This window comes from Billgrantia zhangzhouensis (assembly GCF_021404465.1).
GTDB lineage: Bacteria > Pseudomonadota > Gammaproteobacteria > Pseudomonadales > Halomonadaceae > Halomonas > Halomonas zhangzhouensis.
In genome coordinates this window covers 50,567-64,169 of sequence record NZ_JABFTT010000005.1, presented here as the reverse complement: position 1 = coordinate 64,169, position 13,603 = coordinate 50,567, and the positions used below count along the sequence as shown (strand labels likewise).

Here is a 13,603-nt window from a genome sequence, read left to right as displayed (position 1 = left end):
GATCCTGCGAAGCGAAGGGAGGCTGCGAGAGGGCACAGGACTGTGCCGGCAAGCAGAAGGGCGAATCATACCGGGCTCGTGGGCCAGTTCAACCCAAGGGCGGCTCATCCCAAGGCCGGACGGGCGACTCAGACCCTGGCGACGATAGAGGAAGGAGCTTCACCTGCAACTACCACGCAGTTGCGTCCACGGGCCTTGCCTGCGTAGAGCGCATCATCGGCGCGTTGCAGCGCCAACTCGAGTCTCGCCTCACTGGGTTCGACCTGGCTGATGCCCACCGTTACGGAGAGGTGTTGGCCTTCATCGAGCATCGGCAGACGCAGCGATGTCACCTTGTGGCGCAAGCGTTCGGCGATGAAGGTCGCGGTTTCGAGATCGGCCTGGGGCAGGGCGATGACGAACTCTTCGCCACCGTAGCGACCGATGATGTCCGTCTCGCGCAGCATCGAGGCGCAGCATGAGGCGACGGTGGTCAGCACAAGGTCGCCGGTGGCGTGACCATGGTGGTCATTGAGCGTCTTGAATAGATCGATGTCGACCATGCAGATGGTCAGAGGCGTGCCTTCACGTTGTGCCCGGCGGAATTCGTGCTCCGCCAGCTCGAAGAAGTGGCGCCGGTTGGCAATGCCGGTCAGTGGGTCGGTACTGGCCATGTGACGCAGCTGAGCCTCGAGCAACTGGCGTTCTTCGATCTCCTTTTGCAGCTTGCGGTTGACCTCGCGTTCCGCCACCAGCAGAGCGAACTGCTTGCGCTGGAGCCGATTGAGACGGCTATAGGTCAGCCAGCCCATCAGATTGGCAAAGGAGAGAATCAGGGTACTGCTGACCAACATGCCGGGAGAGAGGGGCTTCCACAGCGCTGCCACCAGAATAAAGACACTCGCCAGATAGCCATTCCAGGCCAATATCCACGGCAAGCGGTTGGGCACCAGGAGATAAATGGCCAAGCTCGATACCGCCACGCTCGAGATGTGCAGACCCTCACTACCGGGATGCAGCAGGATGGATAGCAGCATGCCGGAAATAGCGATGAAATACACCAGGTTGAGCGGCCTGGGACGATGTGCCTGGGCCGGCTGGCGGCCAACCAAGTGTGCCAGCGCCAGACAACTGAATGCCACGACAAGGCGGATCAACAGCAGGATCAGCAGTTGGAGGCTTGCACCGAAAAGAATGTAGTCCGCCGCACCGAACAGCAGAAAGATGCCTGCAATGATCCACAAGGCATACCGCAACTGCTGTGCGTCCTGTAGTTGCATGGTGCGTCGATACAGGGCTTCCAGTGCCGAGTCCTGGAACTCGTCACGCCAGTCGAGCGAAGCCCCTTGCCCAGCCTCGTTCTTGCCAGCAGTCATGTAATGTTCCCGTGAAAGGAGGCGTCAAGGTGCGTGACGCCCTGTATTAATTTTTGTTATGTAGAGTCAGTCCTTGAAGAATGGCCAATAAAGCCGGAGGGTGCCAGCCGCGACTATGCTAAAACGCTGTGGTAGGAAAAATAATGGCGCGTGCGTGGCAGGAGTGAGTATCGGATTTTTTGGCTTAAAAGTGGGAAAATATCTGTTTTTCAACGAGATATTGCGATACATGTCGCTCCTTGATTTGATCGGGCGATCATGGGCTCGCGAGCCGGGGCGAAGCCGAAGAAGCCAAGTATGCTTCGCTCCAGAGATTTCACGCTGTATGCACGATAACCGTGCTCCGTCACGGCTTGAGGCGATAGCCAGTACGGAAGATCCAGCTGATCACCGCCAGTGCAACACCGAGGAACAGCACGATGATGGCCAGGCTGGCCCAGATGCTGACATCACCGGAGCCATAGAAGCTCCAGCGAAACCCGCTGACCAGATAAACTACCGGATTGAGCAGGGTCACGGCTTGCCAGAAGGGTGGCAGCATGTCGATGGAGTAGAAGGTGCCGCCAAGGAAGGTCAGTGGCGTGACGATCAGCAGCGGCACCAGTTGGAGCTTTTCGAAGCCGTCGGCCCAGATGCCGATGATGAAGCCGAGCAGGCTGAAGGTCAGCGCGGTGAGAATCAGGAACAGCAGCATCACCAGCGGATGCTGAATCGAGAAGGGTACGAACAGGCGCGCCGTGCCGAGTACGATCAAGCCCAGGATTACCGACTTGGTGGCCGCCGCGCCGACATAGCCAAGCACGACCTCGAAATAAGAGATCGGTGCCGAGAGGATCTCGTAGATGGTGCCCGAGAAGCGCGGGAAGAAGATGCCGAACGAGGCGGTCGAGACGCTCTGGGTCAGCAGCATCAGCATGATCAGCCCGGGCACGATGAAGGCGCCGTAGCTCACGCCGTCCACCTCGCTGATGCGCGAGCCGATGGCGGCGCCGAATACCACGAAGTAGAGTGAAGTGGATACCACCGGAGAAACGATGCTCTGCAGCACGGTGCGCAGGCTGCGGGCCATCTCGGCCAGGTAGATGGTCTTCACCGATTGCAGATTCATGCGTTCTCCCGAACCAGGTTGACGAAGATCTCTTCCAGCGAACTCTGCCGCGTATGCAGATCCTTGACGCGCACGCCGGTAGCCTCGAGGTCGGCCAGCAATCCAGCGATGCCGGTGCCTTCGTCCTGATGGGTGACGTCATAGGTGTAGACCAGTGCATGACCCTCGTCGGCCAGCACGAGATCGTGGCCGGCGAGAGCGGCGGGCACGGCCTCGAGCGGCACGGCAAGGTGCAGCGTCAGCTCCTTGCGCCCCAACTGGCGCATCAGCGTTGCCTTCTCTTTCACCAGCACCAGCTCGCCGCGACGGATCACGCCGATACGATCGGCCATCTCCTCGGCTTCCTCGATATAGTGAGTGGTGAGGATGATGGTCACGCCCTGGTCGCGCAGGCCACGCACGACTTCCCACATCTCGCGCCTGAGCTCCACGTCGACACCGGCGGTGGGCTCGTCGAGAAACAGCACCTGTGGCTTGTGCGATAGCGCCTTGGCGATCAGCACCCGGCGTTTCATGCCGCCGGAGAGTTCCAGCAGGCGATTGTCGCGCTTGTCCCACAAGGTCAGGGCGCGCAGTACGTTCTCGATGTGTCCCGGGTCCTTGGGCTTGCCGAACAGCCCACGGCTGAAGCTGACCGTATCCCATACCGTGGTGAAGGCTTCATTAGTCAATTCCTGAGGCACCAGGCCGATGCGCTCGCGCGCCTCGCGATACTGGGTCGCGTTGTCGAAGCCGTCGACCTTGACGCTGCCGCTGCTGGCATTGACCAGTCCGCAGATCACGCTGATCAGGGTCGTCTTGCCGGCCCCGTTGGGACCGAGCAGGGCGAAGATCTCACCGCGGCGAATGGTCAGATCGACTTCCTTCAAGGCCTGAAAGCCGTCGCGGTAGGTCTTCGAGAGCCGCTCGACCTGGATCATCGGCGTCGTGCCTTCGGCGTTACCGTTGGCGGTGCTGCTCTGTTTCGGCATCGTGGTCGGGTTGGCTGAAAGGGTCATGCGGCGTCCCTGTTGGCGAAAGAGCGAGTCGACATGCCCTATCCTAGCGTGTCGAGGCCCCCAGCACAGGCCTATGAAAGGAAAAGCCGCCGGCGAGGGCGGCTTTGGAGACGGTGAGGGCACCGCCAGTTGAGTCGTGCTTCAGCTGCGGCTGGTGATTTCCAGCAGATGATAGCCGAACTGGGTCTTCACCGGGCCATGGACCTTGTTCAGCTCGCCGGAGAACACTATCTCGTCGAACTCACGCACCATCTGGCCCGGGCCGAAGCTGCCCAGATCGCCGCCCTGGCGGCCCGAAGGGCAGGTGGAGTACTCGCGCGCTACTTCGGCGAAGTCGCGGCCGCCCTCGATCTCGGCCTTGAGGGCCTCGCACTTCGCTTCGTCGTTTACCAGAATATGCCGTGCAGTTGCCCTGGCCATGCCGTGCTCCCGTGAGGTTGATTGGTGTCAGTGCGGCGAGCATAGCATGGGAGCTACGCCTCGCGTACTCATCCCCTTGCGATCATCCTCCCACGCCGAACCTGAGTCGCAGGTTCTGCAGGCCGTCGAGCTCCATGCGCACTTCATCCGAGAATACCGGGTGGCCATGCAGGCGAATGGTGACCGTGGCATCGGCGCCGCGATAGCTGACTTCCGCGCGGATGGTGGCCTGGGGGCTGAGAGGCGCCAACGGGTCGTATTCGATGCGCTGTACCTCCAGGGCGGTCAGTCCTCGTGCATCGAGCTGCTCGTCGATGGCCTGCTTGACGACATGGCCGTAATAAACATAGAGGCCGCCATAGGCCAGGGCAGCGATGAAGATGAGTGAGATGAGTCGGCCCAAGCGTGTCTCCTTTTTGTGGCGTTGAATCGGCTAGGTTCTGCGCTCGTCGCGTGTCGAGGCCAGCAGCACCCGGTCCATGCCGCGCGTGGTGAGCAGCCGCTTCAGCACGCCGAACAGGTGGGTGGGCAGGGTCACATGATAACGCGGTTTGGGGCGCCGGCTCTCCAGTGCGTGGATCAGCTTGTCAACCACGGCATCGGGACCCAGGGTGAAGGCACCGCCGGAAGAGCCTTTGTTGCCCGCCAGCCGGGCTTCCACGGCGCGATAGGTATCGCGGTGGTAGCTATGATCGGCATCGATGTTGGCCTTGAAGGCGCGATAGGCATTCTCGCGGAAGCGGCTGGCGATAGGGCCGGGCTCGATCAGGCTGACATGGATGCCGCTGCCGTGAAGCTCCTGGCGCAGGGTATCGGTCAAGCCCTCCAGGGCGAACTTGGAGCACACGTAGGCGCCACGATAGGGCAGTGCGGCGAATCCGAGCACCGAACTGTTCTGCACGATGCGCCCGCTGCCTTGCTCGCGCATCACCGGAATGATCCGCGTGGTGAGTTCGTGTGTGCCGAGCAGGTTGGCTTCCAACTGAGCGCGCAGCACCTCCCGGGAAAGATCCTCCACCGCGCCCGGCTGACCGTAGGCGGCGTTGTTGAACAGTGCGTCGAGCCGCCCACCGGTGCGCTCCAGCACCTGCGTAATACAGCTTTCGATCGATTCGCTGGAGGCCAGCTCCAGAGGCAGGGCTTCGAGCCCCTCTGCCTGAAGCCGTGCAAGATCCTCCTCGCGGCGAGCGGTGGTGAAGACGCGCCAGCCGCGTTGCGCCAAGGCATGTGCCGCGCCATGGCCGATGCCGCTGGAGCCGCCGGTTACCAATACGCTGGGCGGCGTAGCACCGCTGGGGAGGGGGGAACGGCGACTCATGGCAGGGGAATCTTGTTGTTGGGGCTGACCACGAGGAAGGCCGGCTCATGCTGCTCGCCCTGGGTGATGTCCACGGCGTGGGTGCGGTAGGGCAGGCCCAGTTCCTCGAGCAGGATGGAAGCCTTGTGCCCGTTGGGAGTGGTCCAGGTCCAGAGGTCGATCATTGCGGTGTCCTTGCGCCTGAGGGGAAACTTTCACGAAGTAGGCTTTCATGAGGTGCAACTGCGAAGTCTGCCAAGACCATACCACTCCAGTTGGGCTCGGCGTAACGGCCCGGTCGTCCTCGCCAGAGCCAAGCCAGCAGCTACGCTGAAGGAACATTCACCGAACCTGCGAGGCCTGCCATGCATCTGCAAGGGTCCTGCCACTGCGGAGCGGTAACGTTCGAGCTCGAGTCGCCACACCCGTATCCCTACCAGCGCTGTTACTGCTCGATCTGCCGCAAGACCGCGGGAGGCGGCGGATATGCCATCAATCTCGGTGGCAGGTACGACACGCTGCGGGTAGCGGGAGAGGAGGTCGTCTCCGTCTATCATGCGCTGATCGATGGCCAGCCGAGTTCGGGTGAGCGGCACTTCTGTTCCCTCTGCGGCAGTGCCCTGTGGGTCTTCGACCCGAGCTGGCCGGAGCTGGTACATCCTTTCGCCTCGGCCATCGATACGCCTTTGCCGGTACCGCCAGAACGGGTCCACCTGCTGCTGGACAGCAAGGCCAGCTGGGTGGAGCCGGATGTGAAGCCACGCGACAAACGTTTCGATCGCTACCCGGAGGAGAGCCTGGCGGAATGGCACGAGCGTCTGGGGCTTGCCAGGTAGGCGGGAGCCCTTGAGAATGGCCGCCGAGCGGCTTTCAGGCGAGCCGCAGCGATGGCAAGGGGGAATCATGAAGCGAGAACACGTGCAGAGGACGTGGCTGGCGGCGTTGGCGCTGCTGGCCGTGGCCGGCCCTGTGGCAGCGAGTTCGCCGGAGGAACCCGAGATCGCAGGTAGCATGATGGGGTTGCTGGACGGTCAGGAACGCGAGTGGTTCATCGTGCGCCAGGGAGCCGACTCCAATGCCACCTTCACCGAGCTTGGCGATCACATCAAGATCGATCTCGTCGGCTTCGTCGAGCCGGACGACTGGCGAGTGAGAGACTCGCTATCCCTCAGTATCACCCTGGAAGATGGAGAGGTCACACAGTTCGACGTGCTGCATGCGATTGGCGCAACTGCCATGCCGCCGGTATTCACTTCCGACCATGCCGCGCTCAATCTGACTCTCGATACCTTTAACGTGGAAGGCGTTAGAGCGCGCGTTTCAGGCAGGGTGCAGGGCATTCTGGCGTTGCAGAAAGCGTTGGAGGAGGCACCCAGCGTGGACGAGGGTATTGGCATCTCGGTGGAGTTCGATGCCGAAGCATCCCGCCTGGAATACTGAACGGCGCTTTTCTCGTCTCACCGCGTTGCTGGCCGAGTGGCAGCCATGGTGGCGGCCGACACCGTTCACCTATCGCCTACCGCCATGGCCGGCCAAATTCGCCGCGCGGATCGAGGCGTTACTGGAGCTGGATGACGAACAGGTGGCCCGGCTGCAGGCCGATCCCTGGCAGCAGTCGCCGCTGCGCGGCTGGCTGCCGGTCGATGAATTGGCCGAGCTGGTACGCCTGACACCGCTCGATGCCGCTGCGTTGACGTTACCTGACGCATGGGGCAGCCACGTGAGCGGCCGTAAATGGCAGCAGATCGAAACGTTCCTCCAGCATCTGTGTGTGGCGCCGCACGATCTTTTGCTTGACTGGTGTGCAGGCAAGGGGCATCTGGCTCGTGCCTTGGCCCATTGTTACGCCGCGGAGGTCACCGCCCTGGAGTGGCAGGCTCCGCTATGCGAGGAGGGGCGGCGCCTGGCGGCACGGCAGCAGGTATCGGTGAGAATTCAAGAACAGGACGTACTGGCCCCCGACGCGAGTCGTTTTCTCTCTCCCAGGACTCACGCCGTCTCTCTACATGCCTGTGGCGATCTGCATCTACGGTTACTCGAGCTGGCGGCGGCATCGGGTAGTGCGGTCAGCCTGGCGCCCTGCTGCTACCACCGTACGCGGGGTGAGCGCTATCGTCCCGTATCGAAGCGGGGCCGTGAATTATGTCAACGCCACGGCTTGGGGCTCGACCGCCACGACCTGGCTCTGGCCGTTCAGGAAACCGTCACCGCGCCACTGGGAGTGCGTCGCCGTCGCGAGCAGGCCAATGCCTGGCGGCTGGGCTTCGACGAGCTGCAGCGCGAGTTGCGCGGCGAGGACAGCTACCTGCCGGTGCCCAGCCTGGCCTATGGCCGCTTGCCCGAACGCTTCGATGCGTTCTGTCGCTGGGCGGCGCACAGCAAAGGACTCGAGCTGCCGGGCTCCCTCGATCTGGCACCCTATGAGCGGGCAGGCTGGAAGCGCCAGGCAAGGGTGAAACGGCTGGAGCTGGTACGCCATCTATTCCGTCGGCCGCTCGAAGTGTGGCTGGCATTGGATCGGGTTTCACTGATGAAAGAGGCCGGATTTACCGTCGTATTCGGCACTTTCTGCAATGCGGAATTGACGCCGAGAAATCTGTTCATCCATGCCAGGAAAACTTAGTCTGCGGAGCTGATCGGCGCCTTGCTCGAGGCGCTGCCGGATGCGTTGGCCGCGGCGCATCCGCTGTGGGCGTGCCGGCAGCAGTTTCGGCGTCGCCGAACTGGGGCCTGACGAGTCGGAATCCCAGTGCAACAGGCGCCTCGACGAAGCGCTCTACCGGGCCAAAGGCGAGGGACGCAACCGAGTCTGCATGGCCGAGTCGGCTGAGAATGCTACCGAGCAGCCCAAGGCCCGGTAGCTCTGGCCCGCGCAGGGGATAGCCATGATCGTGGCCAGTGTGATCAGCGCATCTCGATTCCCAGTTCGTCGATGAACCTGTCTCGGCGCGAAAGCGCCTCGCCCGCCGTTTCCCCCGATACCGTGGCGCACGCATTGACCAGACATTCCACCGCGCTCAGGAACGCCACCATGCTATTAGAGATGAAGCTGGTTTCGTGTGGTACCAGCAGTGCCTGCTCGGAATGTCGCACGAGGGGGGAGCTGGACATGTCCGTGACCGTCAGCACGCGGATACCATGGTTGCGGGCTGCCTTGCAGATGTCTACCACCTCCCGTGTGTAGGGCTTGCAACTGGCGGCTATCAGCACGTCGTCGACGCCCATGCCGGCCAGACCCTCGGCGATGCCGTGGCCGCTGTCGCTGAGCAGGCTGACATCGGAGCGCAGCATTCCCAGGCCATAAGCGAGAAAGCTGGCGAAGGAATGAAACTGACGCACGCCGCACAGGCGAACACGGCCTGCATTCATTACCGCATTGGCAAAGGCTTCCAGCTCATCGCTACGCAGGTTGTCCAAAAAGCGCTCGATGTTGCGGCACTGTTCGCCGGCCAATTGACGCGCCTGGTTCAGCAGATCGCTCCTGTTTGCAGACAGTGCGGTGCTGGCGTGCTGGCGATAGAAGGAGTGGGTCAAAGTCTCGCTAAGCAGGATGCGCTGTAGCTCACCAAAGCGCGCATAACCAAGTGACCTGACCAGGCGTGAGATCGTCGAGGGGTTGACCTCGAGCTTCGCGGCCAGGGCGGAGATGGAGAGCAGAGCCGGGTCGCCGCGCAGCTCGATCAGCTGAGAAAGTACCTCCTGCGCCTTGGGTCCCAAGTGCCGATCGCTTTCGCCTCGGGCAATGGCCAGGGAGAGGGCACGGAGCGATTCGAGATCGGACGGAGCGTGTTCGTTATCTGTCAAAGAGGGTGTGTCTGTTGCCATGAATGGGCTCACTATGGCCTGGGATGTGGATCTCCCATTGAACACCATCATCAAGCAGGCGGAACACGCCTGTCGCAAGGGTGTTTTCATGGTCGGGATCGTCGGGGGCGCGACGATAGATGGGCAGTCCGCTGCCCCCGGTATCGCGCAGCACGCGTAGAGGGTCTCTGTGCGCCGATGCGATCAGCTCGTTACCTCGTCGTTGGCGATCGCGAGAGGAACGGGTGATCGTCTGGCCGTCCTGTGCACGAGGATGATGTAACGCATGGTTGGCATGCACAAAGGAGCTGTCGATGGTTTCGATGGAGACCTGGCCGCTTCCTATCTCCACGCTGTAAAGCCTGGCTTCGCCCTGCTGGGCCAGGGTGAAATGAAATCCACCGCTGGCCGGCGCCTGGGCCAGCAGGCTGAAAATGGCGTTAAGTGAGAGCTCGGCCAGCATGGCGCGCCCCAACACCATACGGGGAATCTCGGGTATTACGCCATCGAAACGCAGGTTGTTGACGGTCTGAACGATGCCGGCCTCGGTGAGGGCGAAGGTATGTCCCGGCAGCGACCCCGGGTAGCAGCAGGCCATGAAGGCCGGCTGGTCTTCAGGCGACAGCTGAGCCACGAATACGTCGCCATCGAAGCAGGGAAGTCCATCTTCATTGTGCCCGATGCAGGGCTCATGTCCGGGCAAGGCGACGGTGGTGCAGCCGTCCGGGCAGTGAGCAAGCAGGTCTCCCCGACTGTTCCATGCGAAAACCTGCAGGAAGGGCAGTTGGAGCCCTTCGGCCAGTCCCTCAAGCTCTTCGACCACCCAGGGAAAACGGCTTCGGCAGCATGCCAGCATGCGAGCGACCGCTGCATCGTGACGGGGATGGACGATATCCTGCCACAGCTCGCTGGATAGCAGCTTGTCATGCACGGCGTGGTGTCCGGCCTGGCCGAGCGTGATGCCTAGTTGCCTGTGATCACCGGAAGCGCGCAGGCATCGAAGCCCGGCTCGGTGCTCCATGCCGTTCGGCGGATCAATGAACATGTCTGAGAAAATCCTTGAGCCTGGGGTTGGTAGGAGACGAGATCATCTCTCGCGGATCGCCGTCGACCGCGATCTTGCCGTGTTCCATGAAAATCAGGCGTGAGCCCACCTGTCTGGCGAAGGACATCTCATGGGTCACTACCACCATGGTCATGCCCTCTTCGGCAAGCGTTCGCATCACGTTGAGCACTTCCTGCTTCAGCTCGGGGTCGAGTGCCGAAGTCGGCTCATCGAAGAGCATCACTTTGGGTTTGACGGCCAGCGCCCGAGCGATGGCGACGCGCTGCTGCTGCCCACCGGAGAGTGAGTCGGGATACTGCTCGGCCTGATCCTTCAGACCCACCTTGTCGAGCAGGGCCAGCGCTTGTTCCCGCGCCTGCGTGCGGTTCACCCCTCGCACGTGCCTGGGACCGAAGGCGACGTTTTCCACGGCGGTCAGTTGCGGAAAGAGATTGAACTGCTGAAACACCATGCCGGCTTCCTGGCGAATCTCTCTAAGCCTGGCATTACCGGCCAGCACGCTGAGTTCATCCACCACCAGGTCTCCACCGGTGATCGTTTCCAGCCCGTTGATACAGCGCAGCAGCGTCGATTTACCTGATCCTGAAGGACCTATCAACACGACCACTTCGCCGCGGTCGATGGCAAGGTCGACCTCATCGAGCACCTTGAGCGAACCGAAGTGCTTGGATACGTTCCTGAATTCAATGATGCTCATAGAATCTTCATCCTTCTCTCGATGAAGCGCAGCAGCAGGGTCAGGCTGCCGGTCATGATCAGGTACATGATGGCGATGGCACTCCAGATCTCCACGGCACGGAAATTGGCCGCCATGATTTCCTGCCCGGTGCGTGTCAGCTCGCCGACGCCGATCACGATGAATAGTGAGGTGTCCTTCAGGCTGATGATGAACTGGTTGCCGAGAGGCGGAATCAACCGCCGGAAGGCGAGTGGCCCGACGATGTATACCAGCACTTTCCAGCGGGGCAGGCCGAGAGCCAGCCCGGCCTCGGCGAGACCGCGGCTGATCGATTGCAGGGAACCCCTGACGATCTCGGCGATGTAGGCACCCGCATTGATCACGATGGCGATCATGGCGGCGGTGAGCGGGTCGATGCGAATACTGGCCAGCACTGGCAGCGCAAAGTAGAGAAACATGACCTGCACCACGATGGGCGTGCCGCGAATCACCTCGATGTAGACCATCGCCGTGTAGTTGAGCAGCCAATTGCCGTAGGCGCGCATGAGGCCAGCGATGGCTCCGACCGCCATGCCGCCGCACAGCCCCACAACGGTAATGAAGATCGTCATCTGAGCACCCTTGAGCAACTGAGGCATGAAGGTGACGATGACGGACCAGTCCGTATTCATTGGGAACCTCGAGATTCGTCAGGGATGAGGGGCGCTGTTACTCGACTCATTGGCCGGGACGGGTGCCGAACCAGGTCTCGTAGATCTCGTCGTAGCGACCGTCCTCACGCATGGCGGCCAGGGTGGCATTGACGTCTTCCACCAGAGGGCTGCCCTTGGGGAAACCGATGCCGTACTCATGAGCCATCATCTGCTCCCCGACGGCTTTCACTTGGCCGTCTCCTGCGGTGGCGATGTAGTAGAGCACGTTGGGGGTATCGTGCATGGCGGCATCGACGCGACCGGTGCGCAGCTCCAGGTAGGCGTTGTCGATATTGGGCAGCAACCTCAGTTCGGTCTCGGTGAAATGCTCCTGAGCGTAATCGGCCGCTGAGGTTCCCATGCGCAGCGCTAGGGTGCGTCCGGCCAGATCGCCGGTACTTTCTATCTCGCTCTCCACCGGGACCATCAGAGTGAAGCCGCTGTCGTAATAGCCGTCGGAGAAATCGATCACTTCCTGGCGATCCGGGCGGATGGTGATTCCGGCCAGTGCCACGTCGACCTGATTGGTCTGGAGGGCCGGTATGATGCCAGAGAAATCCATCGGTCGTAGCTCGTATTCCCAGCCGTTCTCCTCGGCGATGGCTCTCCACATGTCGATGTCGAACCCGACGTACTTGCCATCCTGCATGAATTCGAAGGGAACGAAGGCGGTGTCTGTAGCGACGATCAGCTTGTCGGCAAAGGCAGTAGAGGCAAGGGCGAGGCTGGCCCCCATGGCGGCACAGAGTATTTGCGTTTTCATCGAACTTCCTCGTGAGGTATTTGTTGTTGAGCAAAGATCGAGAAGGAGGTGCTGAACTCTCGATGCAAATATATTTGCACAAAAATATCTAATGCTCAATAAATTTGCATCTATGCCTTGCGTTGATTAGCAAGCGGGCATGAGTGTGCCGTTCTGACCATACTGTTCCCTTGGGCGAGTTTTATGCTGGCCCGGCTTCTCTTGGCGGTCGATGGCTCTGGCGGGCGTCGGCCCGGCGACATAACAACAGCGAAGAGGTTGCGTCATGAGCGAAATGCTTACTCCGTTGCGAGAGCGTTGCACGCGGCTCTCGCCCTTTCCTTACTTGCTGGCGGCTGGGTTGCTGGCGATCTCCATGAGTGCGGCCAGCTGGGCCCAGCAGAATGACGAGGGCGAGCCTGAGGCAACTGCAGCAGATCAGGCCGAGCAGACCGGTACCGAGCCGAGTGAAGAGGCTGAAGCGGTCGGCCAGGACGCTGCGGCACTGCGTGAGGAGTTGGTGGCACGCGAGCGTGAGCTGCGTAATGCCCAGCGTGAACTGAGCGCGTTACGGGCACGCTTGCCAGCTGAAGAGGGAGGTGAGCTGGACCTCGATGGCGCGCTGCGGTCAGCCAGCGTTACATTGGGAGCGATTCGATCCTCACGAGCGGAACTGATGCGTGCCGGCGGTCGCGATGCGGCGCTGGAAGAGAGCATCGACGAACTGATCGCCGAGCTCGAGCGTGAGCAGCGGCTGGTGGCCCGGGCACAGGATGCCAACCTCTACCGGGTGCAGCGAGGCGACACCCTGGCCGCCATAGCGGGACGCTTCTACGGCAACCGCCAACGCTGGGAAGAGATACACGAGGCCAATCGGCACGTGCTGCCCAATCCTGATCTGGTCTGGCCTGGTCTGACCCTGGTGATTCCTCGCTGAAGCCTTGCCTACCGCCGTCTCACGCAAACGGCGGTAGGCGCTAACCAACTGAAAGACCGCTCAAGGGCGGTCAGGCAGGTAAGGAGTGGAATTGATACGTCGATGGGGAATGGTCGTGCTCGCCCTGCTCGCGCTCACGGCTTGCTCGGATCGTGGGGAAGAAGTCCGCCAGGCATCCTTGGCGGTGCTCGTCAACCAAGCCGAGCAGCTCGATGGCTCGCGTGTGGCGACACAGGGATGGGAGCGGCATTTCGAGGATCCGCTGCATTACTGGATCGAGGACGAAGATCTGAATCGCGTGGAGATATTTCCCCACGAGCGTATCGCCCCTCATCTGGGTGAAACGGTGCGAGTCGTTGGTGTTTTCGAGTACTCTTCCACGAAGGGGCGGCGTATGACGCTGGAGAGCGTCGAGCCGTTCAAGAATCCTTAGCGAAAAGTGTCTGCGCTTGCCCATACGGCGTTAAAAATCGGCTCAAATTACTCATTTACGCAGCGTAAACTC

18 protein-coding genes are annotated in these 13,603 nt (G+C 61.5%); 6 read left to right on the top strand and 12 right to left on the bottom strand.

What is annotated here, in order from left to right; genetic code table 11:
• Positions 1-128: 128 nt before the first annotated feature.
• From HOP51_RS07600 to HOP51_RS07570, 7 genes are all read right to left on the bottom strand, one after another.
• On the bottom strand, positions 129-1,355 hold the full coding sequence (locus HOP51_RS07600) for a GGDEF domain-containing protein (RefSeq protein ID WP_234273343.1): 1,227 nt from the start codon (positions 1,353-1,355) through the stop codon (positions 129-131).
• A gap of 346 nt (positions 1,356-1,701) precedes the next feature.
• Positions 1,702-2,463: an ABC transporter permease gene (locus tag HOP51_RS07595; RefSeq protein WP_234273342.1), complete on the bottom strand. Its 762-nt coding sequence runs from the start codon at positions 2,461-2,463 to the stop codon at positions 1,702-1,704.
• Positions 2,460-3,383, bottom strand: coding sequence for an ABC transporter ATP-binding protein (locus HOP51_RS07590; RefSeq protein WP_407061789.1), 924 nt, complete (start codon positions 3,381-3,383; stop codon positions 2,460-2,462). The genes HOP51_RS07595 and HOP51_RS07590 overlap by 4 nt, the downstream gene beginning before the upstream one ends.
• A gap of 219 nt (positions 3,384-3,602) precedes the next feature.
• Complete coding sequence (locus HOP51_RS07585) at positions 3,603-3,881, bottom strand: peptidylprolyl isomerase (RefSeq protein WP_234273341.1); 279 nt, start codon at positions 3,879-3,881, stop codon at positions 3,603-3,605.
• 82 nt (positions 3,882-3,963) lie between these two features.
• A complete protein-coding gene (locus tag HOP51_RS07580; RefSeq protein WP_234273340.1) occupies positions 3,964-4,284 on the bottom strand; it encodes a hypothetical protein in 321 nt (106 codons plus the stop codon).
• A gap of 30 nt (positions 4,285-4,314) precedes the next feature.
• Positions 4,315-5,199: an SDR family oxidoreductase gene (locus HOP51_RS07575; protein WP_234273339.1), complete on the bottom strand. Its 885-nt coding sequence runs from the start codon at positions 5,197-5,199 to the stop codon at positions 4,315-4,317.
• On the bottom strand, positions 5,196-5,363 hold the full coding sequence (locus tag HOP51_RS07570) for a glutathione S-transferase N-terminal domain-containing protein (RefSeq protein ID WP_407061785.1): 168 nt from the start codon (positions 5,361-5,363) through the stop codon (positions 5,196-5,198). Before HOP51_RS07570 ends, HOP51_RS07575 begins: the two co-directional genes overlap by 4 nt.
• A gap of 180 nt (positions 5,364-5,543) precedes the next feature.
• On the opposite strand from HOP51_RS07570, the gene HOP51_RS07565 reads away from it, so the two are divergent.
• From HOP51_RS07565 to HOP51_RS07550, 4 genes are all read left to right on the top strand, one after another.
• Entirely contained in the window at positions 5,544-6,014 is a 471-nt protein-coding gene (locus HOP51_RS07565) for a GFA family protein (protein WP_234273338.1), read from the top strand.
• 67 nt (positions 6,015-6,081) lie between these two features.
• The gene (locus HOP51_RS07560; protein ID WP_234273337.1) at positions 6,082-6,618 is read left to right on the top strand and encodes a hypothetical protein; all 537 of its coding nucleotides are present in this window, start codon (positions 6,082-6,084) and stop codon (positions 6,616-6,618) included.
• Entirely contained in the window at positions 6,590-7,801 is a 1,212-nt protein-coding gene (locus HOP51_RS07555; protein WP_234273336.1) for a methyltransferase, read from the top strand. The genes HOP51_RS07560 and HOP51_RS07555 overlap by 29 nt, the downstream gene beginning before the upstream one ends.
• Before the next feature lie 40 nt (positions 7,802-7,841).
• Positions 7,842-8,039, top strand: a complete 198-nt coding sequence (locus tag HOP51_RS07550) for a hypothetical protein (protein WP_234273335.1) — start codon at positions 7,842-7,844, stop codon at positions 8,037-8,039.
• Positions 8,040-8,082: 43 nt separating this feature from the next.
• On the opposite strand, the gene HOP51_RS07545 is transcribed toward HOP51_RS07550, so the two are convergent.
• From HOP51_RS07545 to glnH, 5 genes are read right to left on the bottom strand one after another with little or no spacing between them, the layout of a single operon-like run.
• A complete protein-coding gene (locus HOP51_RS07545) occupies positions 8,083-9,003 on the bottom strand; it encodes a MurR/RpiR family transcriptional regulator (RefSeq protein WP_234273334.1) in 921 nt (306 codons plus the stop codon).
• On the bottom strand, positions 8,972-10,027 hold the full coding sequence (locus HOP51_RS07540; protein ID WP_234273333.1) for a C45 family autoproteolytic acyltransferase/hydolase: 1,056 nt from the start codon (positions 10,025-10,027) through the stop codon (positions 8,972-8,974). Before HOP51_RS07540 ends, HOP51_RS07545 begins: the two co-directional genes overlap by 32 nt.
• Positions 10,017-10,745 carry a glutamine ABC transporter ATP-binding protein GlnQ gene (glnQ, locus tag HOP51_RS07535; protein WP_267957648.1) on the bottom strand — a complete coding sequence of 243 codons (729 nt, stop codon included), beginning with the start codon at positions 10,743-10,745 and terminating at the stop codon, positions 10,017-10,019. Before glnQ ends, HOP51_RS07540 begins: the two co-directional genes overlap by 11 nt.
• The gene (gene glnP / locus HOP51_RS07530) at positions 10,742-11,398 is read right to left on the bottom strand and encodes a glutamine ABC transporter permease GlnP (RefSeq protein WP_234273332.1); all 657 of its coding nucleotides are present in this window, start codon (positions 11,396-11,398) and stop codon (positions 10,742-10,744) included. The genes glnQ and glnP overlap by 4 nt, the downstream gene beginning before the upstream one ends.
• Positions 11,399-11,444: 46 nt before the next feature.
• Complete coding sequence (gene glnH / locus HOP51_RS07525; RefSeq protein WP_234273331.1) at positions 11,445-12,182, bottom strand: glutamine ABC transporter substrate-binding protein GlnH; 738 nt, start codon at positions 12,180-12,182, stop codon at positions 11,445-11,447.
• 265 nt (positions 12,183-12,447) lie between these two features.
• On the opposite strand from glnH, the gene HOP51_RS07520 reads away from it, so the two are divergent.
• Positions 12,448-13,098 carry a LysM peptidoglycan-binding domain-containing protein gene (locus HOP51_RS07520; RefSeq protein ID WP_234273330.1) on the top strand — a complete coding sequence of 217 codons (651 nt, stop codon included), beginning with the start codon at positions 12,448-12,450 and terminating at the stop codon, positions 13,096-13,098.
• Positions 13,099-13,189: 91 nt separating this feature from the next.
• Positions 13,190-13,531: a hypothetical protein gene (locus HOP51_RS07515; protein ID WP_234273329.1), complete on the top strand. Its 342-nt coding sequence runs from the start codon at positions 13,190-13,192 to the stop codon at positions 13,529-13,531.
• Positions 13,532-13,603 lie beyond the last annotated feature (72 nt).